Raw genomic sequence first — 21,668 nt, forward strand, 5'->3', positions numbered from 1 at the left:
ATCTTTCTATGGCAGAGCGAAAGCGACGCGGACTTGGCCGGGGCCTCGGCGCACTGATCAACTCCGACGCGGAGGAACAGTCTCCCTCCGGCGCGACGGCGCATGCGATCCCTCCGCTGGAACCCGAGATACCTCCGGAGCCCGTTTCACGTGAAACCGATGAAGCGGCCAATGAGCGGCCCGAACGACCCATCGACGTCTTCTTCTCGGCCAAGAGTCACCTGGAGACCCAGAAGATCTCGCATCAGCGGGATGCACCGCGAGCCCGCACGACGAGCAGCCGCGCGAATGGGCGAAAGCGAGCAGAGATGCCTGCCATGTCCTCCGCCCAGACAGCGAAGCAGGAGCCTGTCAGCTCCGTTCCCGTTCCACGTGAAACGGAACCGTACGAGTCAGCCGAGTTCCTCGCCGTTCCGATCGCGAGCATCCGACCCAACCCTCGCCAGCCTCGTCAGGTGTTCGACGAAGACGATATGGCGGAGCTCGTTCACTCGATACGCGAGATTGGGGTCCTTCAACCCATCGTCGTGAGGCCTGTAGAAAATGCCACTATGAGCTCATTATGGGCGAACGTCGTTGGCGGGCTTCCGAGGCGGCGGGCAGGGAGACCATTCCGGCGGTGGTTCGGCACACCGCGGACGAGGATCTGCTCCGTGATGCGCTGCTCGAGAACATCCATCGCTCCGAACTCAACCCTCTGGAAGAAGCCGCGGCGTACCAGCAGCTGCTCGACGACTTCGGGATCAGTCAGGAAGAGCTGTCACGCCGTATTGGCAGGTCGCGCCCACAGATCTCCAACACTCTGCGTCTGATGCGCCTGCCCGCCGCAGCACAACGACGCGTGGCCGCCGGTGTGCTGTCCTCGGGTCATGCGCGCGCCCTGCTGTCCTTGGACAGTGAGGATCGTATGGAGGAGCTGGCATCCCGGATCGTATCCGAGGGCCTCTCCGTGCGCGCTGCCGAAGAGCAGGCGTCGGTCATGAAGCGGACTCCCGCACAAGAAGCTCCGGTTTCACGTGAAACGGACCGTCTGCCCAGCAGCTCTCGCTATGAGCAGCTCGACGAATATGCCGAGGCCTTGATCGACACCCTCGACACCCAGGTCAAGATCACTCTGGGGGCGAAGAAGGGACGCATAGCGATCGATTTCGCCGGAGTTGAGGATCTCGAACGCATTCTGAAGCAGCTGGGGCTGCACGTGGACGCTGGGTGATCAGCAGGCAAGGTGGACAGCCGGGCAGACTGGCGCGTTTCACGTGAAACACAAAATGCCCCTCCGGCGTCTCCATGAGATCAGCCAGAGGGGGCATTCCTATGCCCGATGTCTACTTCAGAAGATCGGAGAACTCATCCTCGAGGGCAGGCTTGGGCTTTGCTCCGATGGACGAGACCACGTGCTCGCCGTCGCGGAAGCCGTAGACCGCAGGAATCGACGTGATGCCGTACTTCGCCGCGGTGGCGGGGTTCTCGTCGACGTTGACCTTCACGACCTCGATCTTGTCCTCGTTCTCGTTGGCAAGCTCTTCGAGGACCGGGGAGAGGGCCCGGCAGGGGCCGCACCACTCCGCCCAGAAGTCCACCAGAACCGGCTTGGAGTTCTGCAGAACATCGGCTTCGAAGCTTGAATCGGTCACGTTCTTCAGTTCAGACATAATGTGTCCTTTCATAGGAGGTTTCGGCCAATTGGGGAGTGGTGGGCAGACGGGATGCCAGGTAGTGCTCGACGTCGAGGGCGGCCGTGCAGCCTGAGCCTGCAGCGGTGATCGCCTGACGGTAGTGCGGGTCCAGGACATCCCCTGCTGCGAAGACGCCGGGGAGCGACGTCTTGGAGGACCGTGCGTCCACGGCGACGGTCCCCTCGGCAGTGAGCTCGAGCTGATCAGCGAACAGTGCTGTGCGAGGATCATGGCCGATGGCGACGAAGAGGCCCGTCACATCCAAGGACGACTCCTCGCCTGTCACCGTGTTGCGCAGGGCCAGGCGGTTCACTTTGCCGTCACCGTCGACTCGAGTGATCTCGTTGTTCCACACGAAATCGATCTTGTCATTGGCATGGGCGCGGTCGGCCATAATCTGCGATGCGCGCAGGAGTCCCGTCGGTGAATGACGGTCACCTTGGACGCGAACTTTGTGAGGAACATTGCTTCTTCCATAGCGGAGTCGCCGCCTCCTGCCACGGCAATGTGCTGCTCCCTGAAGAAGAAGCCGTCACACGTGGCGCACCAGCTGACTCCGTGGCCGGAGAGCTCCTTCTCGCCGGGCACTCCCAGCTCTCGGTACGCCGAACCCGTTGCCAGAATGACAGCACGGGCGTGGAGGATCTCACCGGAGCCGGTGGTGATCTTCTTAATCTCGCCGCCCAGGTCCAGAGCGGTGGCGTCCTCGTGCCGGATGTCGGTGCCGAAGCGTCGCGCTTGGGCTTCCATGTTCATCATGAGGTCAGGTCCCATGATGCCCTCGGGGAATCCGGGGAAGTTCTCGACCTCAGTGGTGTTCATCAGCTCCCCGCCCGCGGTGACCGAGCCTGCGAGCACCACAGGGCTGAGATTCGCTCGGGCGGTGTAGATGGCAGCCGTGTAGTTTGCGGGTCCGGAGCCGACGATCACAACGTCGTGCACCTGGTTCGAGTCTGATCAGTCACGCTGGGTGTCCTTCGTGGGGTTGTAGGGTGCCAATGGCATCAACAGCTGTGTCCATGGAGCCTATTCCATCAGCTGAGTCTGAGGCCCTCCTGGCTGGGCCTCGGGGTCAGCCTTGAGCGCTGCGAAGATGATCACAGCGGCGATGATCACCAGAAGAAGGAGGCCGCTTACCGAGACCCACTGGCGGGGCGTGAGGCTGGCCATGCTGAAGCTGTCCTCGGACGGCGCTGCCTCTGCTGAGCCGGGTTCGGCTGCGGAGGTGCCTGCGGCGGAGCCGTCGCTGCTGGCGGACGGGAAGCTCTTCGGGGCCTTGGGTGCGTCAGATGTGAGCAGATCGGCGAAGCTGCTCGGTGCCTGCGCGCTCTGTGGGGCGACGGGGCGGGAGCAGCGCCGCTGTACATGTGGTCAGGCTGCTCAGGCGGGTTGTCTATGACTTCCTCGCCCTCTGCGATGAGGTCTTCCTCAGGGATGGCCTGGGGTGAGGCCGAGCTATCGGCGGCATCATCTGCTGCTGCAGCTTACTTATCACCCAGGGCTTCGGGTTCCTTGGCTTAGCTCTTCGACAGGTCCGTCGTCCGATGTTGCCCATGACGTTGAGGCCTCAGCTGCGTCACCGACGACGGAGGGGCGCAGTGACGCCTCCAAGGTCTCGCTTCCGTCCGCCTCAGAGGACACAGTGATCTCGTCCAGATCGGACAGCAGCCCCAGGTCGGCCTGGAACGCCTTCGAGGGCTCATCCTCGGGCGTGGAAGCAGGGGCTGCCTTGTCCAGGAACGCCGGACGCTTCCGAGCGCCTGCCTCACGGGGCGGACGCCGCTCTCCCATACGAAGCCGTCTGCGCGCCCACCCGGGGCAGGGGCATCCGGGGTCTCATGGAGCCTGGCATAGTACTCGGCATCGTCGGCGAAGGTCTGCGGCTGCATCTCCTGGACTGGCCGAAGATCTCCGAGCCCAGCGAGTCGGTGAAGTACGGCTCCACGAAGGGTGCGACGTCAGGAACCACCAGATCCAGAAGCTGATTGGGGTCCACCAATGTGGAGATCAGATACGTCCGATCATCGGCGAGGCCAAGATCCAGGACCTCCACCTCAGAGGCGCGGTCGTTTACCGCCAGCTCGCGAGCCGAGGTTGCGACCTGCTTCGCATTCGAGCGCGAAGCCAGAAGGACGGAGACCTCGCGGCCGAGGGCCTCGTCGTGCGCCTGGAAGACGATGTCCTGATCCGCGGAGGTCACCACGTGATACGTGATGCGATAGCGGCCGCCGACCACATCGCCGACGCCGAAAGGCTTGGCCACGGACTCTCCTTGGGCTAGCGGGGGTACTCAGGACTGCGTGGAAACATTAGCCTACCGCTCTCAGGCTCAATCAGAGGCGAACCAGGCGGCGAGCTGTTACAGGCGGCGCCCAATGGGCTCCATGAACTCCTCGAACTCCCGCACTCGCAGGGCCCGAAGCACCGCGACGTACACCACGGCCATCGCTGTGCCCGCCAGAGCGCTCGTGAGCGCAGCAGTCATGATGCTGCTGTAGGCGAATCCGAAGGTGTAACCACCCATCCCCAGGCGATCAGGCCGCCCGCCATGCCGGCGGCCGCCGCAGCCCATCCTGACCGCACATAGGCGGTGATGATGCTCGGCAGCCCGAAGCTGCCCCAGCGTCGGGCGGCCAGGACATGGAAGCACACGTAGCGCATCACGTTCATGATGCCCCACACGGCGACGACGACGAAGGGCATGAGCTCGTAGGGGACCACGAGCAGGCCGCATGCGCGGTCACCTGCCCGAAACCCATCGTGATGAGCGTCACCTTCAGGGGCGTTTTGGGGTCCTCGGCGGCGTAGAAGGTCCGCATCATGTACAGCGAGGCCGACCGGAACGGCAGCGCCACGGCGAAGAGGATCAGCAGCTGGCCGATGGCGGCCGCCGCCATCTCGGAGTCGGCGGCGGCGCCCGAGAACAGACGCCCCAGCACGCCTGCGAGGACGAGGAAGGCGATGGTGGAGAACATGATGGGTATGGCGAAGATTCGCAGACCCCGGTTCATCACCTCCCGGGCCTCACTGACCCGCCCTTCGCCCATCGCGTCGGACATCTGGTTGAACAGCACCGTCGCGATCGACAGGACGAACACCGAGTGCGGCAGGAGCACGATCAGCTCCGCGATGTTCGCGGCATACTCGCCGGGCACCGACGCCCCGTCCTGGCCCATCTCCTCACGGGCTGCCGTCGCGCCTGAGATGAGACGGATATGGACGATGTTGGAGACGTTCCCGATCGTCATCGTCAGCAGCGTCCAGGCGGCGATTCGGCCGGTGGCGCCGAGCCCCATGCCGCGGACGCCGAACCGGGGCGCAGCTTCAGACCGAGTCTGCTCAGCGGCCAGATCAGCAGGGCCGCCTGAGCGGCGATGCCCAACGTGTGGCCCCGGCGAGGATGACGGTCTGGGTCGTCGTCCACTCCGCCAGCTGCTCCTCTTCGCCGCTGTACTGTCCGAACGCGACGATGTAGCTGATGAGCATGGTGATGGCGACGATGTTGTTCAGCACCGGCGCCCACATGTACCAGCCGAACTTGGCGTTTGCGTTGAGGATCTGCCCGATCACGGCATAGACGCCGTAGAAGAAGACCTGCGGCAGGGTCCACAGGGCGAAGGATGTGCCCAGTGCGAGCATGGGCTCGCTCCAGCCGAGGGTGAGCAGCCTCAGGATCGGATACGCGCAGACCGTGAGCACAGCCGTGGAGACGAACATCACCACCAGGCTCAGCGTGAGCAGTCGGGAGGTGTAGTCGGCACCCTGGTCAGGCTTCTTGGCCGCCTTGATCAGCTGAGGGACCAGCACCATGTTGAACATGCCGCCCACCAGCAGCAGATACACCGAGTTGGGGATGGTGTTGGCGCGTTCGAAGACGTCCACGATCAGCGTGGTGCCGCCGATCGCCACCGCCAGCAGCATGCTCCGCACGAACCCCAGAACGCGCGAGACCATTGTGCCGGCGGCCATGATGGTCGAGGCCGCGGCCACACCATTCTTGGGAACATGGGCGGGAGGGGAAGGTTGGCTCATCGGAGCCGACTATAGGCCACTCAGACGATGTCGCTGATGACCTGCTTGGCCGCGGCCACAATGCGTCGCTCGTTCGGGAAGGACAGGCGCCGGTCCAGCTGCTCGAGGTTCACCCAGGCCACATCCACGGCCTCATGGTCCGGGTCCTTCTCGATCGTGAGCTCCCCGCCGATCGCCTCCATGAGGTAGTGGTGGACTGTCTTGTGCACCCGGTGGGTGGGAACGGTGAACCAATACTCGATGGATCCCAACGAGGTCAGGATCGACCCTTCGATGCCCGTCTCCTCAGCGACCTCCCGCAGAGCAGCCTCGCGGTGGTCCTCCGCACCCTCAGGGTGGCCCTTGGGAGGCACCACTCCAGACGTCCTCCCCGGTTGTAGCGGGCGATGATGGCAGCTTCGAATCCGTGGGCGGCCGGGCGGATGATCACACCGCCTGCGCTGACCTCCTCGACCGTGGGCATCTGGCCGGACTGCCGGGCGCGCGGGGCCGCTGCTGATGGATGCAGCCCGGCGTGCGCCCATCGAGACAGTCAGGGGCGTCTGCCCTTCATCTCCCGAGTCGGCCGTAGTCATGCTCTCTACTTTAACCGTGAGCGGTTTCACCAGGATTGTTCTCCGGGGAGAGGTGACGTAATGGCGAAGAAATCTGCCTGTACTACTCTTGAACGAGTACGAGTGACATATGTCACATAGCATATGCCGTCTAGGAATTCTCAGTCCAAGGATGAGGCCCAACGATGCGAGTAGATGCAGCGAACAACAAGATGCGTCTGGTCCGTGCGGTCAGAGATGTCATCAGTGAACAGGGAGGGCGGCGGTCACGGCAAAGAGATCGCCTCCAAGGCGGGAGTAGGCACTGCCACCTTGTATCGCCACTTCGAGAACAAAGACACCCTCATCGACGAGGTCTCCATCGTCCGCTGGATGCAGATGGAGCAGACGGCGCGACAGGGGGCACAGATGGGGGTTCGAGCCTCGAAGACATCATACGAACCCTGGACTTCTTCACGCGGATGATCAATGCAGACAACCAGTTCATCGATATCGTCGGTCTGAAGATCGGCTGGTCGCCGGAGCCGATCCGTCCGATCCGACGGGCCTTCGAGACACCGTTCACCGATATGTGGGTCAGGTGCCAGAGGGAGGGAGCGATTCGCCGCTCCGCACATCCCCGCGACGCCATCGACATGGCGGGGTCCGTGCGCAACGGTGAACGACGACTCCAAATGCTCACGATGGTGGTCGCCGGATTCTGCACCGGTGCCGTGGATGCCGAAGCCTTAGTGCATGACATGGTCGTCTCAGGAAAGTTAAAAGCGAGAACCTCCTTCTGAGTTGATCTCACTTTCAAGTCTTTTCGTCTGGACATTGGCAGTCTGTGCACATGGACAGCACAGAATCTTCTCAGCTATCGCTGCTGAGCACGATTGAGAGTCTCCGGACGGGCAAGGTGACTTCTGCCGACCTGGTGGGCGCAGCACTGGCCCGCATTGACCAGGTGAATGGACCAGCTCCGAGTTTCGACGGCACTGAAGGTGCAATCAATGCGTGGGTGCGTCTCTACCCTGAGCGAGCCCGCGCGGCCGCCCAGGAGGCCGACATGCGCCTGGCGCAGGAAGGCGACGACGCGCCTCTGCTTTGCGGCGTTCCGATCGGCATTAAGGACCTGTACGCCGTGGAAGGCCTTCCACTGACAGCCTCCAGCGCCGTGCTCGAGGGGAACATCGCGGATGAGTCCTCAGCGCTGACACGCCACTTAGAAACGCAAGGGGCAGTCGTCATTGGGCATACACATACCCATGAGTTCGCTGCAGGTGGTTCTACTGACCAGGTAGGAAACCCTTGGGACTTGAGCCGCTCCGCGGGGGATCCAGCGGCGGCTCAGCTGCGGCGGTAGCCTCCGGACAGGTTCCTTGACTCTGGGGACGGACACGGCAGGGTCCATCCGTATTCCTGCTTCCCTGTGCGGCGTTTCGGGCTTCAAGCCCTCTATCTCGGTGCTGCCCACCGACGGAATCATTCCGCTTTCCTACACTCGACCATGCCGGGCCACTGGCTCCGACTATCGCCGACTGCGCTGTCGCCCTCAATAGCCTGCGAGACGCACCTCGGACCTCTTCGCCCTTCGGTCTCCACAGTGCAGCCCGTCTGGAGGAGCTTCCCACCAGGGCGCTCAACGTTCCCACACCGCTCAAGGGTGTGCGCATAGCTCTGACGGGTCGCAACATGGGCGACATTGTCGAAAGAGAGATAGTTGAGGCGCTGGAACAGGCACGCGCGGCCTGTGAAGCACTGGGGGTGAGATCGTTGAGCTCCCACAGCCTTGTGACATGGACAAGGCTGCCTACGACACGATCCTCTTGGCCGAGTCGAGGGACTTCCACCGGCAGTTTGCCGAACAGGAAACCCAATATCGCGGGAGCACTAGAGATTTCCTCGCCTTCGGCTCTGCCCCTATTACCGCTCAGGACTACCTGGGCGCCCAGCGGGACCGGATCAGAGTCACAAAGGCATGGGATACGTGGTTTCAGGAGAACCGCATTGACGCCGTGCTAGAGCCGACTCAGGCAATCGTCGCGCCCAAGAGAGGACATGGCTACGACCCGGACCAGCAGATTGGGGGCGAAGACCCCATGACGCTGTTCACGGCTCTTTGGAACTACACCGGCTTCCTGCAGCCACTCTCCCGGTTGGTGTCGGACCGGAGAGCGGAATGCCGTTGGGAGTCTCGCTGATATCAGCCTTCGGCCGGGATCGTGCCCTCGTGGAGATCTGTCTTTCTCTGCAGGCCCAGGCGTTGCCTACCCTGAAGAAGCCCGGACAGACGGCACGTGCGGGTGCGCAGGCATGAGCATCAGGGGCCATGAGTCAGGAAGGAGGGCCGGACTGTGGAGATGATGGTCGTCTTCTCGCTCTCCGTTCTGACTCTCTTCGGCTTCTACGCCCTGCTTGCCTGGGGCCTGGGTTTGATCTTCGGGCAGCTGGGAGTGGTCAACGTTGCCCACGGAGAGTTCGCCATGGTTGGAGCCTTCACTGTGGTCGCCTTGGCTCCGCTGCCATTCGTGATTCGCGTGCTGGTGGCCATCCTCGTGGCGATCGTTCTGCGGTGCTCGCCGAGCGGCTATTGCTCACGAAGCTCTATGCCCGTGGACTGTTGGCCACTCTGCTGGCGATGTGGGGCGTCGGTATCGTTCTTCGGCAAGGAGCCGAGGCGATCTTCGGCACCACGCCTCGATCAGTCGCCGCTCCCATCACCGGCAGTTTGAATATTCTCGGAGTCCAGTACCCGACCTATCGTCTGGTGGCTACAGGCGTTGCGGTGCTGGTGATCGCGCTCGGACTGCTGGTTATATACCGAACCGATCTAGGCCTCAGACTTCGAGCGTCGATCGACAACCGTGAGATGGCTTCCCTGTTGGGCATCTCCCGACCCTCATGATTACCAGCACGTTCTGCCTGGGAATCAGCCTCGCCGTGCTGGCAGGTGCGCTGCAGAGCCCCATGCTGGGGATCACTCCGGAAGTGGGACTGAGCTTTCTAGCTCCTGCATTCTTTGCAGTCCTGGTCGGAAAGCCCGGCTCCCTGGCGGGTCCGGTCTTTGAGCCTTCCTGGTGGCGCTCCTGCAGACTGCGCTGCGAATGACCTTTCCGAGACGATCGCCAGCCTCATCTTCTTCCTCGCACTCATCATTCTGATCGCTATTCGCCCACAGGGCCTGAACTGGAGGATCCCCACATGGAGCAGAAAACTCGCACCGAAGCCGCGGCATGAGGCACAGCTCACTGCTGGCCTCCCCACTGATCGCAGCGTTGGGCCTGACCGCCTGCGGCGGGTCTATGGGCGGAGGTGATGACGACGGTTCGGCCGACGGCGAGCCCAACGAGGTGTTCACCGTGGGCATTGTCGCCCCGCTGACCGGGAATGCCTCCCTGGAGGGCAACGCCCTGAGCGATGGCTTCACCCTCGCGGTCGATGAGATCAACGCTGATGAGGGTCTGCTCGGCAACGATATCGAGCTGGTCTACGTCGATGACCAGGGCGACGCGGCGCAATCTACGCAGGCCGCTCAGCAGCTAATCCAGCAGGACGAGGTCGACTACATCTTCGGCACAGTGGCTTAGCGACACCTCCGAGGCCGCCGCAGGGGTGGCCGAGAGCGCTGAGGTTCCGTTCTCCACCTCCATTGTGGGATCCATCCCCACTGCAGTCCGCACTTCTGGCCCTTCGGCGCGACTGAGCAGACGGCGGTCGAAGATCTCATTCCGCACATGATGGAGGAATACGGCGAGTCCGTGGCCCTGGTGGGCAACGACTATCTTTTCCTCGTCAGTATCACGAGGTGGCTGCGGACATCATCGAGGAGGCTGGAGGCGAAGTGGTCGTCGAGGAGTACTCATCGATGGGAACTTCGGACTGGCAACCGGTGATCAATCAGATTTCCAGCGCTGATCCCGACTGGGTGCTCACGGCCGTGGTAGGCGGCGATGCCATCTCCTTCACCCAGCAAGCCGAGCAGTTCGGACTTCTCGACGACGTCGGCATCACAGGAACCTCTATGCAGCAGGAGTTCTTCCCTGCAACAGCCGACATCATTGCGGGGGAAGTGACGGCGCAGCCTTACTCCGATCAGGTCGACTCTGAGGAGAACGCAGCCTTCGTAGAGGCTTATCGGGACGAGTTCGACTTCGAAGACCCGATTCCGGTGGTTGCCGCCACTTCGTATCACGCGGCCCACTACATCGCAGAAGCAGTGGAGGCTGCAGGCAGCACAGACGCGGAGGCCATAAGCGCCCAGATGCCCGAGGTTGAATATTCCGGCCTCATCGGCTCAGGAAGCTTCGATGCGGAGAACCACACCTTCAGCAGTCATATGCGTCTGCTGGAGATCGGCGAGGACGGAGCGTATGAGCCGATCGAAGACTACGGTGTCGTCGAGGACACCTGGATCGATCGAGACTGCTCATGAGTTCAGCTCGCTTCGCCGGACGCATCCGACGCGGGCACATCCTGACTATCGCAATTGTCGCCGTGGGCATAGCGGCCACCCCGTTTGCACTGACGCCTTATCCGCTGGCCCTGCTCACACTGGCCTTGGCCTATGGGCTCTTCGCCTTCGGTCTGGACCTCACCTGGGGACGGGCCGGAGTGGTCAGCATCGGTCATGCTGCTTTCTTCGGCATCGGCGCCTACGGGGTAGCGATCGCGACGGACAATGATCAGCACATGCTCCTTGGGGCGCTCGCGGGGATCGCGATCTCAGTACTGGTGGCTCTGGCCATCGGGCGGATAGGACTGGGGTCGAAGACTCTGCCCTCGACGATGGCCATCCTTACCTTGGCGGCCACCCTGCTCGCCCAGCAAGTAGCACTTTCCTGGCGGGGCACCACCGGGGGTAGCAACGGCATCTTCGTTGCGAGCAGCGGAGTCGTTCCCGATTTCTATCGCACTGCCGCAGTCGTTTTCGTTGTGGTGATCTGTGTATGGTTCTTCGTGATCCGCGGCCAATGGGGACGCAGGTTCCGGGCCGTGCAGTCCAACGAAATCCGTGCCGCCCACCTGGGCATCGACCCCCGCCAGACGAAAGTGATCTCGTTCTGCCTCAGCGCCGCAGTCGCTGCCATCGCAGGGTGCTGGCAGCGCCCGTGATGGGTCTGGTGTCTCCCAGTGCGGCAGGGATCATGCTGTCTACCCAGGTGTTGGTCTGGCTGGCCGTGGGCGGCAGGGGCAGCATTGCAGGCGCATTTCTCGGGGCAGGACTGATCAGCATCGGGGAGCGCTATCTCGGCGATGCCATCGGCAGCTGGTACCTGCTTGTGCTGGGCATCGTGTTCATTCTGGTCGTCCGGTTCGCTCCGTCGGGACTGGTCGGGTCTATGCGGCTGCTCACGAGGCGGCCACTGTCAGAGACCGCCGCACTCGGTGCCCTGCTGAGGGCTCCTGAGCCTCCGACGCAGCATCAGAGTGCCGGAGGCAGCGGTCGCGCGGCGCTGTCGCTCGAAAGCGTCGAGAAATCCTTCGGGGCCTCTCGTGTGATCGATGAGGTCACCATGGATGTCACCGATGGAGAGGTTGTATGCCTCATCGGTCCAAACGGCGCTGGGAAGACGACTCTGCTCAACATCATGGCCGGAACCTGCTTGCAAGCAGGGGTACCACCCGATACTTCGGCCAGGACATTTCCCGATGGTCTATTCACCGGCGCGCCAGGCTCGGTCTGGGCAAGGTGTTTCAGATTCCCAGCGTCTTCGCGGACCTCACCCCTGCGCAGAACATTCAGATTGCGCAGTCCGAAGCGAACTGGACCGTGCCCATGCCCGTGGCCTACCAACGATTCGTGGAGGACGAGTCGATCCTGGCCGCGGATCTTCCCCTGGCGGACCGTAGGGCGCTCGAACTCGCCATGGTGCTGGCATGGGGACCGCAGGTCATTCTTCTGGACGAGCCCGCCGCCGGTCTCTCCCACGAGGAGTCCATCGGCCTGGCTCAGCGGCTGCGAGAGGTGGCCGAGCAGAACGGCTGCACCCTGGTGACTGTCGAGCACGACATGGAGATCGTACGAGAACTGGCCGACCGAGTCATTGTGCTCGCCAACGGCTCGCTCCTGGTGGACGGGAGCATGGACGAGGTCTCCGACAACGCGGACGTGCGCCGCGCATATCTAGGAGCATGACAGTGCTGAACGTAACGGACCTGGTCGCGGGCTATCGCGACGCCACAGTCATCCATGGCCTGAATCTGCATCTGCGGGCTTACGAAATGACAGCCGTGCTGGGACGCAACGGTGTAGGCAAGTCGACACTGCTGAAAAGCATATTCGGCCTCTGCCGCATCACATCCGGAGACGTCATGGCAGAGGATCAGTGGGTGCGTCCCGGCCGCCCGGAGCTGTTGGCACGACGCGGGTTCAGCTTCATGCCTGATGACAGGGGAGTCTTCTCCACCCTGACCGTAGAGGAGAATCTGCGGTTGGCCCGGCGTAAGGACTACACACCCCCGGTGGATGTCACGGAGCTGTTTCCGCTCCTGAACGAACGAGCATCCCAGCAGGCGGGAAGCCTCTCAGGCGGGCAGAAGCAGCAGGTCGGCATCGCGAGAGCCATCCTTCAGGGCAGCCGCATGGTCGTCATCGACGAATTCTCGCAAGGCTTGCAGCCATCGATCTCGCGGGCCGCGCTGCTGGCCTTCCGGCAGCTATGCGAGACAGGGGTCTCCGTCGTCATTGTGGAACAGAGCCCTGCGCTGCCCCTGGAGCACTGTGACCGCATCGTCGGAATGTCCAAAGGGCAGGTCGTTCTGGACCGAACAGTCGCGGAAGTGGAGGCTGAGCCCAGTGAGCTCAACGACCTGCTGATAGTTACCTGAACCCCGGGCTTCGCACGCCGCGATTCGCGCCCGTGGGTCTGCAGGCGTTGTGCCAGACTGTCCTGCATCATGGTTGATCTTCCCCACGGGTTCCCGGATGGCGCGCGCCTTCCGGACGTTGTTGTTGAGCTCGGCGAACGCTTCGAGTCCGCAGGCTTCGAGCTGGCGCTGGTCGGAGGGCCGGTGCGCGACCTCTTCCTGGGACGAGTGTCGCCCGACCTGGATTTCACCACCGATGCCGACCCGGACCAGATCCTCGGCGTCGTGCGGCCCTGGGCTGACGCCGTCTGGGAGATCGGACGGGACTTCGGGACGATCGGCCTGCGCAGGGCAGACAGCGACGGCGATCACCAGCTCGAGGTCACCACGTACCGTGCGGAGGCCTATGACGCGGCCTCACGCAAGCCTGAGGTCCGCTTCGGCAAAGACCTGGGCGACGATCTGGTCCGGCGAGACTTCACCGTCAACGCCATGGCGCTGCGGCTGCCGTCCCTGGAGCTCGTGGATCCCCATGGAGGTGTCCGCGACCTGGTCGGCTTACAGCTGCGCACCCCGCCACTCCCGAGGAGTCGTTCTCGGACGACCCCTGCGCATGATGCGGGCTGCGCGCTTCGCCTCCCAGCTGAGCCTCGACGTCGCCCCGAGGTGCGTGAGGCCATGACGCAGATGGCGGAGCGGCTGGAGATCGTCTCCGCCGAACGCATCCAAGTGGAGCTGGTCAAGCTGATCAGCGGCGAATCCCCGCGCTGGCATCGACCTGATGGTCGACACCGGGCTGGCGGACAGCATGCTGCCGGAGATTCCCGCGCTGAAGCGCCTGGACGATGAGCACAACCGCCACAAGGACGTCTACCAGCACTCCCTGCAGGTGCTCGAGCAGGCGGCCGAGCTGGAGACCGACCCCGACGGCCCTGTTCCCGGCCCAGACTTCGTCCTGCGGTTCGCCGCGCTGATGCACGACGTCGGCAAGCCCAAGACCCGCCGCTTCGAAGCCGGAGGAGCGGTCAGCTTCCGCCACCACGACGTCGTCGGAGCCAAGCTGACGCGCAAGCGCATGCAGGCGCTGCGGTTCGACAAGGAGAGCATCAAGGCCGTCACCCGGCTCGTCGAGCTGCACATGCGGTTCTACGGGTACGGAGAGCAGGAGTGGACCGACTCTGCAGTGCGGCGGTACGTCACCGATGCGGAGGATCAGCTGGAGCGCCTCCACCGACTCACCCGCTCGGACGTGACGACGCGGAACCGGAAGAAGGCCAACCGGCTCGCGCACGCCTACGACGACCTCGAGCAGCGGATCGCTGAGCTCCGGGAGAGGGAGGAGCTCTCCAAGATTCGGCCCCACCTCGACGGGGAGCAGATCATGGAGCTCCTCGAGATCCCTCCCGGACCCGCCGTCGGCAAGGCATACCGGTTCCTCCTGACCACCGGATGGAGCACGGCCCTGTGGAGCACCAGGAGGCAGTCGCCCTCCTGAACCGCTGGGCCCAAGAGAACCTGTAATGCCCGAGCACTCCTCGCCCTCCCGCACGGACCCGGTGGTGCGCCTTCTGTCCGATCGGGTCGGGGGCCTGCGGGACGACGCCGAGCTGCGGCACGCGGCGGATTCTGGACGCTGCCTCGGATACTGATGGCGCTCACCACGGTGGGCATCCTGCTCTCGGCGCTGTCCATGCAGTACTGCCGCATGCACGGCTGGGGAGGCGTCGAGGTCTATCACCACGGCTGCTACTCGGATGTGGCCGCGCTCTGGGAGGGACGCGACTTCGCCGCATCGGCCTGGGCTCCCTTCCGGGAGGACCTCAGCAGCTTCGAATACCCGGTGCTGACGATGCTGCTGGCCTCAACGGCTGCGGGCTTGACCCACGGGCTCGACGGACTCACAGACGGCTACTGGGAGCATCGGACGAGCCTGCTGTTCTGGGACATCACATTCGTCGTGGCCGCCCTGTGCTGGATGGCCCTGGTCCTGGTGACGATGCGCGCCGCACGGCACCGGCCCTGGGACGCCGCCGTGGTGGCCCTCTCCCCGGCCATCATCTTCGGCATCGGCATCAACTGGGACATCTACCCGGCCCTCGCTCTCGCCGGGGCGGTGCTTCTGACGCAGCGGGGCACTGGGCCGCGGCTTGCGTACTGATCGGGGTGGGAGCCTCGTTCAAGCTCTACCCGCTCTTTCTGCTGGGCGCCGTCTTCACCCTGGCGGTGCGCCGCAGGCTCCGCAGAGATGCGCACCTGGCCGCCCACCCCGAGGATGCGCCGGACATTCCCAGCGTGGTGAGGCTGGCGGTCGTTTACGCGGCGACCTGGGCGGTGCTGAATGTTCCAGCCATGCTGATCAGCTGGGACTCATGGGTCCGGTTCTACGGGTTCTCCTCCGAGCGCGGCGCCGGATACTCGAGCGTGTGGCATATATGGCAGACCCTCAGCGAGCAGGGCCCGTCGGCCGACACCGTCTCCCTGCTGAGCTTCCTCGTCTTCCTCACCGCGTGCGGGGCGTCTTCGCCGTCGGGCTCACAGCACCCTGCCCTCCCCGCATGGCTCAGCTGCTGCTTCTGATCGTCGCGGCGTTCTGCATCGCGAACAAGGTGTACTCGCCGCAGTTCATGCTGTGGCTGGCTCCCCTGATAGTGCTCGCCGCGCCTCGCATGCGCGACCTGATCATCTGGCATGCGGTGCAGCTGCTGCACTTCTGGGCCATCTGGATGCATCTGGCCGCCGTGGTCGGGGATGCCGAGCCGCAGCACAGCTTCGACGAGAACCTCTACATCGTGGCGGTGGCTGCGCACATCCTCAGCACGCTGTACATCTGCGCGCAGGTGGTTCGGGACGCGTACAGGCCATCCCGCGATGTGGTGCGCGCCGAGGCGCACTAGTTTACGCTCACTCCGCGTCCTCTCCCGTGCGCGTCTCGGTCAGCTCGGCCTGATACTCCACCTCGTCAGTCTCCTCATTGACGTCGACGATGGTGATCTCCCAGATGTCTGTCTCCGCGAGGTCCTCGAAGTGGACGGTGCACTCCTCCGAGGCACCCTCCTCCGCGTCGACGTCCGTGCACGTCATGGTGTATTCGTCCTGCGAGTACCCCATCTCCGCGTAGTCGCTGTGGAGAGCCTCCTCGATGGCGTCGGCCTCAAGCACTTGATCGCACCCCGTCAGGACCAGGGCCCCCAGTGCGGCCAGTCCTGCGCCTACCAGTCCTCTGCGTGTCATGCCGCTCCTCTCTCTGCTTCTGATCAGTACTCGATACGAACAGCCTGACCCTTTCTGCTCAGAGGCTGTGCAGAAGCTGAGTGTGCGCGGCGACGAGGACGTCGTCATCCCTGGGGAGGATGCGCCGGGAACCGGTCAGACGTAGGTTGCCAGTCATGAGCACCCCACACCCAGCACCTGAGAGCGACCCGCCCGGCAGCGGCAGTCCGGCATCCCAGGAGGGGGCAGCCGGAGACGCAGCATCCCGGTGCGGCTGCACGCGGTGGACGCTCTCCGGGCGCTGGCGCTTCTGGGCATCCTCAGCGTCAACGTATGGTTCTTCGCCCACCCCGACACCATCGTCGGCGCCGTGACAGGTGATGCGGACACTGCACAGCCCACCGGGGCCGACCAGCTGGTCCGCTTCGCCTCGAGCCTCCTCTTCGAGGGCAAGTCCTACGTGGTCTTCAGCTTCCTGTTCGGGCTGAGCTTCGTCTTCGCCTGGGCGCGGGCCTCGGAGAGCGGTGCCTCTGAGGTCCGGCGATCCCTGCGACGTTCGGCTGCGCTCATCGTTCTGGGCGCGCTCCACGGGATCTTCCTGTTCTTCGGCGACATCCTCCTGGCGTACGGGGTGCTCGGCATGCTGCTTCTGGCGGTCCGACGGATCTCCGTGAAGCTTACCTCATCATCGCCGCCTGCCTGTACGCACTGGTGATCACCGTCGTCCTGGGCAGCGCCGGTCTGATGGTCATGCTGGAGGGCGCAGTTTGCGCCGACGCCATGGGCGCCGGGTTCGAGCTTCCCGTCACCCCCGACGAGGTGACGGAGGCCTACACGGGCTCGGTCGGCACATACCTGCTGTATCAGCTCATTGCGTGGGTCGTCATGGTCTTCAACATCTTCCTCGCCCAGGGGCCGCTGGCCTTCGCCGCATTCCTGGTCGGCCTGGTGGTGGGCCGGGCGCGCATCATCGAACGCCTGCTGGCCGGGGAGTTCAGCACCGCGCGCCTCGTCGGCTATGCCGTTCCGGCCCTGGTCCTGGGGCTGCTGCTCAGCGGCCTGGGCTCCTGGCTGGCCTGGGGCGCTCCCGGAACGCCAGACTATGACGGCAGCGCGTGGGCCATGATGGGTCAGGCGCTGGCGCTCGCCGCTTACCCCATCCAATCCTTCGGCTATGTGGTCCTCCTCCTGATGGCCTTCCGCTCCGGAGCCTTCGACTGGCTCGTGACGATCCTGGCGCGGCAGGCCGCATGTCACTGACCAACTACCTCATGCAGTCGCTCGTGCTGGTGCTGATCTTCGCCGCACCCGGCCTGGGTTTGGCGGGTCAGCTGGAGGCCTCGAGCGTCGCAGTCATCGTCGCGGCGCTGTGGCTCAGCCAGCTGCTGCTCTCCCACCTGTGGTTCGCGAGGTTCCGCCGCGGACCGGTCGAAGCGCCGGTGCGCGCCTGACCTACCGATGAATCCTCCCTGAGGGGATGTGCTCATCCCGGGGCGGACCTAGGCTGAATTCTGTGATTACAGCGGAGAACCTCACCAAGCGCTATGGGAGCACCACGGCCGTCGACGGCATCAGCTTCGCTCTCAAGCCCGGTCAGGTGACAGGCTTCCTGGGGCCCAACGGCTCCGGCAAGTCCACCACCATGCGCATGGCGGTGGGCCTGGACCGGCCGACCTCAGGAGCGATCACCGTCTGCGGCATGGAGTATCCGCGGCACCCAGCGCCGATCCGCAGCGTAGGCGCTGTCCTGGACGCCGGTGCCACGCACCCTGGCCGCACGGGCAGAGGCCACCTGAAGATCCTCGCCGCCACCCACCGCATCTCCTCCGCTCGGGTGGAGGAGCTCATCGAGCTGACGGGGCTGGGCCCTGCCGCCCACAGGCGCATCAAGCAGTACTCGCTGGGAATGAACCAGAGGCTCGGCATCGCTGCCGCGCTGCTGGGAGACCCGGCGGCGCTGATCCTGGACGAGCCGGTCAACGGGCTCGACCCCGAAGGCGTCCGATGGGTGCGCCAGCTCTGCTTACAGCTCGCCGCAGAAGGGCGCACCGTGTTCGTCTCCTCCCACCTGATGAGCGAGGTGGCCCAGACCGCGGATCATCTGATTGTGCTGGGGCGCGGGCGGATCCTCTGCAGATGCCCCCATGCGCGACTTCATCAGCGACGGGGCGGAGCAGCGCACGCTGGTGCGGGCTGAGGACGCAGCGACTCTCATGAGTGCGCTGTCCGGTCAGAGCGCGGCCGTGACCACGCTCGATGCGGAGACGTTCGAAGTCGTCGGAGTCTCACCGCGCGACATCGGTCGCCGCGCTCTGAGGCCGGCTGTGGTCCTCCATGAGCTCTCACCGCAGCACAGCACCCTGGAGGACTCATACATGCGACTCACCGGCGACCACGTCGAATACCGATCAGGAGGCAGCATGACGCATCGCACCGCTCGGGGCGTGGCGGAGCCGGTCCGCCCCTTCGCCCCAGACCCGGACCTGCCAGGCGTCACCTTCGCTTACGCATTCATCGCCGAGGTGCGGAAGCTGCTGGCCCTGCGCACGGCCTGGTGGCTCATCGGCATCGCCGTCGGGCTCAGCGTGCTGCTGGCCGGGGCGGTCGCCTGAGCTTCAGCGGAGCCGCCCCGACGCCGGCATGCTCGGCGCCTCCGATGTTGCCGACGGAGCCATGGCGGGCCCTACTTCGCGATCATCCTCTTCGGGACCTTCGCCGCAATAGCGGTGACGACCGAATACTCCGCCGGGTCGATCCGATCCGCCCTGACCGCAGTTCCGCATCGCGGAATGCTGGGCGCAGCCAAGCTGGGCGCCGTGCTGACCGTGACAGCTGCCGCTGCCGCTGCCATCGTGCTGCTGAGCCACGTGGTCGCCGCCCTGTTCGCCGAGCAGCTCGGTCTGGGCGACATCGTCATGGACGCGACCGTGCCGGTCATCTATGGGACCAGCTGGCTGGCCATGATCGTCACAGCGGCGCTCGGGTTCGGGCTGGGGCTTCTCCTTCGCTCGCCCGCGGGAGCCATTGTGGTGCTGGCGGCGCTGCTCTTCGTCGTGGAGGTGGCACTTGCCGTCATGTACGGGGTGACTCAGGCGGAGTGGATTCAGTCGCTCTCCGAATGGCACTACATGTACTTCATGAGCGAATTCGTCAGTGTCGACGGCGAGCATCGTGAGCTGGGCCGTCCGGCGGCGCTGCTGGGGATGCTGGCGTGGGCTGCCCTGCCGACCGCAGCCGGGTGGGTCAGGTTCGTGCGCTCCGATGCCTGATACTTGAGCCCATGCCAGAGAATCAGCGGCCGAGCCCGGCACCCGGCAGCGGGTTCGAGGACCTCGGTCTGGTTCGCCGCCCCGGCCTGAGGGGCTGGCTCCGCAAGCACCCGGGGTGCATGAACGCCGTCGTCATCGCGATCTACCTGCTGATGGCGCTCTGGACGTTCCTGATCGCCCTGGTCGACATGGAGGCCGACGCCCTGTGGCTGCTGGCGGCCTACGCGCTCACCGCGATGCTGCTGTGCTTCCGCCGTACGAGGCCGCTGACTGTGCTGCTGGGGATCGCCGCCCTGGAGGCCGTCCAGCTGCTGATCTACCCGTGGAACGGCTCCCAGATGGTGGCCCTGTGGTTCGCCGCCTCACTGCGTCGCCCGGGACCGGGGACTGGTGCGGGGCCTGATGCTGTCCGTTCCGCTCTGCGCCGTCGCCTATACCGTCCTGCTCAGGTACGGAGCCTGGGAGCGGGCGTACGGGCCGAGCTGGTGGATGGAGGAGTTCTATCCAGCCTTCGGGGTGGACTTTCCCCAGGCGCTGATCACCCTGGCTCTCAGCGGACTCATGTTCACCCCTGTTGCGGTGGGGATCGGCGCCGCAGTCCGCGCGAACAGGCGGCACGAGCAGGAGATCCTCGAATGGGCGCAGCGCACCCACGGCCTCGCCCAGGCTGCCGAGCGCAACCGGATCGCACGCGAGATGCACGACGTGGTCGCCCACTCGCTGTCGGTCATGATCAGTCTGGCCGACGGCGCCAAAGTGGTGGGCCGCCGGGACTTCGCGCGGGCCGAGGAGGTCCTCAGCGAACTCTCATCGACTGGCCGCACCGCTCTGGACGATATGCGTCGGGTCATCGGGGTGCTGACCAAGGGCGAGGAGCTCAGCGAATCGCGCTTACCGGTCCACGAGTCCCTCGAGGAGCTCTACGAAGGATTCCGGCAGGCCTACCTGCCGCTGAGAGTGCGCACCTCAGGTCCGCCGCTGCCCGAGGACGCCGCGTTCGGCCTCACGGTGCACCGCATCATTCAGGAGTCTCTGACCAATGTGCTGCGCTACGGCTTGGCAGGTCACCGATGTGGAGGTCTCGGTGGAGCACACCCCGGCACCCGTGAGGCGGAGTGGCAGCAGCTGGCCGAGGAGGGCTACAGCCGCAAAGAGGCCGAGGCGCTCGGACTGGGCGGTCCGGCTCAGGTGGTCCTCTCCATCACCGACGACGGGGCAGTGGCCCCAGCGGGCCATCACGCGTCAGTCGGCTCAGGCATGGGCATCCGCGGGATGCAGGAGCGCGCCGGGTTCTACAGCGGGTCGGTCTGGGCCGGACCCGGAAAATACCGAGGCTGGGAAGTCAGAGCGGTCCTCGAACCGCCGCAGAGAAGGAGCGAAGCATGAGCATCAGGGTGGCGCTGGTCGATGACCAGCACCTGCTGAGGATGGGCTTTCGTCTGATCCTCGAAGGCGAGGACGACCTGCAGGTCGTGGGGAGGCCGCTGACGGGGCTGAGGCTCTGGAGCTGATCGGGGTTTGGGCGAGGAAGCTCCCGATGTGGTGCTCATGGACGTGCGGATGCCCCGCATGGACGGCATTGAGGCGACAGCCAAGGTGGTTCGCCGCCACCCCGAGACGAAGGTGATCATCCTGACCACCTTCGACCTCGACGAATACGCCTTCGCCGGGCTCCAGGTTTGCGCCAGTGCGTTCCTCCTCAAGGATGTGGAGCCGGAGGCGCTGGTGGAGGCGGTGCGCACCGTGGCCGCTTATGACGCCGTCGTCGCCCCCGGATCACCCAGCGCCTCCTGGAGGTCTATCTCCGGCACGGCGGCGGGGAGGGCCAGCAGGGCCCTCCGCACAGGCGGCGCCCCAGCACGCGCCGGGGCATTCTGCAGCTGGCCTGCCGCGCGGGGAGGACGTCGCCCAGGCGCTTCAGGACGGCACGCCCCGGGAGTCTCTGACCCAGCGCGAGACCGAGGTTCTCTTCGCCGTCGCTGAAGGCCTGTCGAATGCGGAGATCGCAGCGCGGCTCTTCCTCTCCGAAGCGACCGTGAAGACCCATGTGCGCCGCATCCTGACCAAGCTGCAGCTGCGGGACCGTGTCCAGGCGGTGGTCTACGTGTACCAGGCCGGACTGCTCGGACCTTAGTAGG

The 21,668-nt window shown here is 64.7% G+C and carries 28 protein-coding genes and 6 pseudogenes; 23 read left to right on the top strand and 11 right to left on the bottom strand.

What is annotated here, in order from left to right:
- Positions 1 to 8: 8 nt before the first annotated feature.
- Positions 9 to 1,213, top strand: a pseudogene (locus K0H76_RS01820) (ParB/RepB/Spo0J family partition protein).
- A gap of 112 nt (positions 1,214 to 1,325) precedes the next feature.
- Here the strand turns inward: K0H76_RS01820 and trxA are convergent.
- The 3 genes and pseudogenes from trxA to K0H76_RS01835 all read right to left on the bottom strand — a co-directional run bounded on the left by trxA (position 1,326) and on the right by K0H76_RS01835 (position 2,846).
- Positions 1,326 to 1,652 (bottom strand): thioredoxin, encoded by a 327-nt coding sequence (trxA, locus tag K0H76_RS01825; protein ID WP_146340660.1) that lies wholly within the window; start codon positions 1,650 to 1,652, stop codon positions 1,326 to 1,328.
- Positions 1,645 to 2,618, bottom strand: a pseudogene (trxB, locus tag K0H76_RS01830) (thioredoxin-disulfide reductase). Before trxB ends, trxA begins: the two are co-directional and overlap by 8 nt.
- Positions 2,619 to 2,702: 84 nt before the next feature.
- Positions 2,703 to 2,846: a hypothetical protein gene (locus K0H76_RS01835; protein WP_258934245.1), complete on the bottom strand. Its 144-nt coding sequence runs from the start codon at positions 2,844 to 2,846 to the stop codon at positions 2,703 to 2,705.
- On the opposite strand from K0H76_RS01835, the gene K0H76_RS01840 reads away from it, so the two are divergent.
- Positions 2,845 to 3,075: a hypothetical protein gene (locus K0H76_RS01840; RefSeq protein WP_258934246.1), complete on the top strand. Its 231-nt coding sequence runs from the start codon at positions 2,845 to 2,847 to the stop codon at positions 3,073 to 3,075. The genes K0H76_RS01835 and K0H76_RS01840 overlap by 2 nt on opposite strands.
- Positions 3,076 to 3,167: 92 nt before the next feature.
- On the opposite strand, the gene K0H76_RS01845 is transcribed toward K0H76_RS01840, so the two are convergent.
- The 7 genes and pseudogenes from K0H76_RS01845 to K0H76_RS01875 form a co-directional block, all read right to left on the bottom strand.
- Positions 3,168 to 3,467 carry a hypothetical protein gene (locus K0H76_RS01845; protein ID WP_258934247.1) on the bottom strand — a complete coding sequence of 100 codons (300 nt, stop codon included), beginning with the start codon at positions 3,465 to 3,467 and terminating at the stop codon, positions 3,168 to 3,170.
- Positions 3,442 to 3,939, bottom strand: coding sequence for a hypothetical protein (locus K0H76_RS01850; RefSeq protein ID WP_258934248.1), 498 nt, complete (start codon positions 3,937 to 3,939; stop codon positions 3,442 to 3,444). The genes K0H76_RS01845 and K0H76_RS01850 overlap by 26 nt, the downstream gene beginning before the upstream one ends.
- A 96-nt stretch (positions 3,940 to 4,035) precedes the next feature.
- On the bottom strand, positions 4,036 to 4,161 hold the full coding sequence (locus tag K0H76_RS01855; protein ID WP_258934249.1) for a hypothetical protein: 126 nt from the start codon (positions 4,159 to 4,161) through the stop codon (positions 4,036 to 4,038).
- Positions 4,158 to 4,379 (bottom strand): hypothetical protein, encoded by a 222-nt coding sequence (locus K0H76_RS01860; protein WP_258934250.1) that lies wholly within the window; start codon positions 4,377 to 4,379, stop codon positions 4,158 to 4,160. The genes K0H76_RS01855 and K0H76_RS01860 overlap by 4 nt, the downstream gene beginning before the upstream one ends.
- Positions 4,343 to 4,972: a hypothetical protein gene (locus K0H76_RS01865; RefSeq protein WP_258934251.1), complete on the bottom strand. Its 630-nt coding sequence runs from the start codon at positions 4,970 to 4,972 to the stop codon at positions 4,343 to 4,345. Before K0H76_RS01865 ends, K0H76_RS01860 begins: the two co-directional genes overlap by 37 nt.
- A gap of 55 nt (positions 4,973 to 5,027) precedes the next feature.
- Positions 5,028 to 5,708 carry an MATE family efflux transporter gene (locus tag K0H76_RS01870; RefSeq protein WP_258934252.1) on the bottom strand — a complete coding sequence of 227 codons (681 nt, stop codon included), beginning with the start codon at positions 5,706 to 5,708 and terminating at the stop codon, positions 5,028 to 5,030.
- Positions 5,709 to 5,728: 20 nt separating this feature from the next.
- Positions 5,729 to 6,171 (bottom strand): annotated as a pseudogene (locus tag K0H76_RS01875) (NUDIX hydrolase).
- Between the two features lie 337 nt (positions 6,172 to 6,508).
- Between K0H76_RS01875 and K0H76_RS01880 the strand changes: the two are divergent.
- The 14 genes and pseudogenes from K0H76_RS01880 (at position 6,509) to K0H76_RS01945 (ending at position 15,945) form a co-directional block, all read left to right on the top strand.
- Entirely contained in the window at positions 6,509 to 6,727 is a 219-nt protein-coding gene (locus K0H76_RS01880) for a TetR/AcrR family transcriptional regulator (protein ID WP_258934253.1), read from the top strand.
- Positions 6,724 to 7,044, top strand: coding sequence for a hypothetical protein (locus K0H76_RS01885; RefSeq protein ID WP_258934254.1), 321 nt, complete (start codon positions 6,724 to 6,726; stop codon positions 7,042 to 7,044). The genes K0H76_RS01880 and K0H76_RS01885 overlap by 4 nt, the downstream gene beginning before the upstream one ends.
- A 50-nt stretch (positions 7,045 to 7,094) precedes the next feature.
- The gene (locus K0H76_RS01890; protein WP_258934255.1) at positions 7,095 to 7,607 is read left to right on the top strand and encodes an amidase family protein; all 513 of its coding nucleotides are present in this window, start codon (positions 7,095 to 7,097) and stop codon (positions 7,605 to 7,607) included.
- A 433-nt stretch (positions 7,608 to 8,040) separates the two neighbouring features.
- Positions 8,041 to 8,445 carry a hypothetical protein gene (locus K0H76_RS01895; protein ID WP_258934256.1) on the top strand — a complete coding sequence of 135 codons (405 nt, stop codon included), beginning with the start codon at positions 8,041 to 8,043 and terminating at the stop codon, positions 8,443 to 8,445.
- 159 nt (positions 8,446 to 8,604) lie between these two features.
- Positions 8,605 to 8,976 (top strand): hypothetical protein, encoded by a 372-nt coding sequence (locus tag K0H76_RS01900; RefSeq protein WP_258934257.1) that lies wholly within the window; start codon positions 8,605 to 8,607, stop codon positions 8,974 to 8,976.
- A 501-nt stretch (positions 8,977 to 9,477) separates the two neighbouring features.
- Positions 9,478 to 9,831, top strand: coding sequence for an ABC transporter substrate-binding protein (locus K0H76_RS01905; protein WP_258934258.1), 354 nt, complete (start codon positions 9,478 to 9,480; stop codon positions 9,829 to 9,831).
- Between the two features lie 218 nt (positions 9,832 to 10,049).
- Complete coding sequence (locus tag K0H76_RS01910) at positions 10,050 to 10,676, top strand: ABC transporter substrate-binding protein (protein WP_258934259.1); 627 nt, start codon at positions 10,050 to 10,052, stop codon at positions 10,674 to 10,676.
- On the top strand, positions 10,673 to 11,356 hold the full coding sequence (locus K0H76_RS01915) for a branched-chain amino acid ABC transporter permease (protein WP_258934260.1): 684 nt from the start codon (positions 10,673 to 10,675) through the stop codon (positions 11,354 to 11,356). Before K0H76_RS01910 ends, K0H76_RS01915 begins: the two co-directional genes overlap by 4 nt.
- 577 nt (positions 11,357 to 11,933) lie before the next feature.
- Positions 11,934 to 12,380 (top strand): hypothetical protein, encoded by a 447-nt coding sequence (locus tag K0H76_RS01920; RefSeq protein WP_258934261.1) that lies wholly within the window; start codon positions 11,934 to 11,936, stop codon positions 12,378 to 12,380.
- A gap of 2 nt (positions 12,381 to 12,382) precedes the next feature.
- Positions 12,383 to 13,072 carry an ATP-binding cassette domain-containing protein gene (locus K0H76_RS01925; RefSeq protein ID WP_258934262.1) on the top strand — a complete coding sequence of 230 codons (690 nt, stop codon included), beginning with the start codon at positions 12,383 to 12,385 and terminating at the stop codon, positions 13,070 to 13,072.
- A 69-nt stretch (positions 13,073 to 13,141) separates the two neighbouring features.
- A pseudogene (locus K0H76_RS01930) lies at positions 13,142 to 14,572 on the top strand (CCA tRNA nucleotidyltransferase).
- A 127-nt stretch (positions 14,573 to 14,699) separates the two neighbouring features.
- A complete protein-coding gene (locus K0H76_RS01935) occupies positions 14,700 to 15,209 on the top strand; it encodes a hypothetical protein (RefSeq protein WP_258934263.1) in 510 nt (169 codons plus the stop codon).
- 5 nt (positions 15,210 to 15,214) lie between these two features.
- Entirely contained in the window at positions 15,215 to 15,628 is a 414-nt protein-coding gene (locus K0H76_RS01940; RefSeq protein ID WP_258934264.1) for a hypothetical protein, read from the top strand.
- Positions 15,607 to 15,945 (top strand): hypothetical protein, encoded by a 339-nt coding sequence (locus K0H76_RS01945; RefSeq protein ID WP_258934265.1) that lies wholly within the window; start codon positions 15,607 to 15,609, stop codon positions 15,943 to 15,945. Before K0H76_RS01940 ends, K0H76_RS01945 begins: the two co-directional genes overlap by 22 nt.
- 7 nt (positions 15,946 to 15,952) lie before the next feature.
- On the opposite strand, the gene K0H76_RS01950 is transcribed toward K0H76_RS01945, so the two are convergent.
- Positions 15,953 to 16,282, bottom strand: a complete 330-nt coding sequence (locus K0H76_RS01950; protein WP_258934266.1) for a hypothetical protein — start codon at positions 16,280 to 16,282, stop codon at positions 15,953 to 15,955.
- Positions 16,283 to 16,529: 247 nt separating this feature from the next.
- On the opposite strand from K0H76_RS01950, the gene K0H76_RS01955 reads away from it, so the two are divergent.
- From K0H76_RS01955 to K0H76_RS01985, 7 genes and pseudogenes are all read left to right on the top strand, one after another.
- The gene (locus tag K0H76_RS01955) at positions 16,530 to 16,976 is read left to right on the top strand and encodes a hypothetical protein (protein ID WP_258934267.1); all 447 of its coding nucleotides are present in this window, start codon (positions 16,530 to 16,532) and stop codon (positions 16,974 to 16,976) included.
- The gene (locus tag K0H76_RS01960) at positions 16,973 to 17,521 is read left to right on the top strand and encodes a hypothetical protein (protein WP_258934268.1); all 549 of its coding nucleotides are present in this window, start codon (positions 16,973 to 16,975) and stop codon (positions 17,519 to 17,521) included. The genes K0H76_RS01955 and K0H76_RS01960 overlap by 4 nt, the downstream gene beginning before the upstream one ends.
- Positions 17,512 to 17,712 carry a DUF418 domain-containing protein gene (locus tag K0H76_RS01965; RefSeq protein WP_258934269.1) on the top strand — a complete coding sequence of 67 codons (201 nt, stop codon included), beginning with the start codon at positions 17,512 to 17,514 and terminating at the stop codon, positions 17,710 to 17,712. The genes K0H76_RS01960 and K0H76_RS01965 overlap by 10 nt, the downstream gene beginning before the upstream one ends.
- Positions 17,713 to 17,774: 62 nt before the next feature.
- Positions 17,775 to 18,672 (top strand): annotated as a pseudogene (locus K0H76_RS01970) (ATP-binding cassette domain-containing protein); the annotation flags it as partial.
- 315 nt (positions 18,673 to 18,987) lie between these two features.
- Positions 18,988 to 19,530 carry an ABC transporter permease subunit gene (locus K0H76_RS01975; protein ID WP_258934270.1) on the top strand — a complete coding sequence of 181 codons (543 nt, stop codon included), beginning with the start codon at positions 18,988 to 18,990 and terminating at the stop codon, positions 19,528 to 19,530.
- A gap of 402 nt (positions 19,531 to 19,932) precedes the next feature.
- A complete protein-coding gene (locus tag K0H76_RS01980) occupies positions 19,933 to 20,916 on the top strand; it encodes a histidine kinase (protein WP_258934271.1) in 984 nt (327 codons plus the stop codon).
- Positions 20,913 to 21,655, top strand: a pseudogene (locus K0H76_RS01985) (response regulator transcription factor); the annotation flags it as partial. The gene K0H76_RS01980 and the pseudogene K0H76_RS01985, both read left to right, overlap by 4 nt.
- Positions 21,656 to 21,668: the final 13 nt, after the last annotated feature.

The organism is Nesterenkonia pannonica (assembly GCF_019575955.1).
GTDB classification, from domain to species: domain Bacteria; phylum Actinomycetota; class Actinomycetes; order Actinomycetales; family Micrococcaceae; genus Nesterenkonia; species Nesterenkonia pannonica.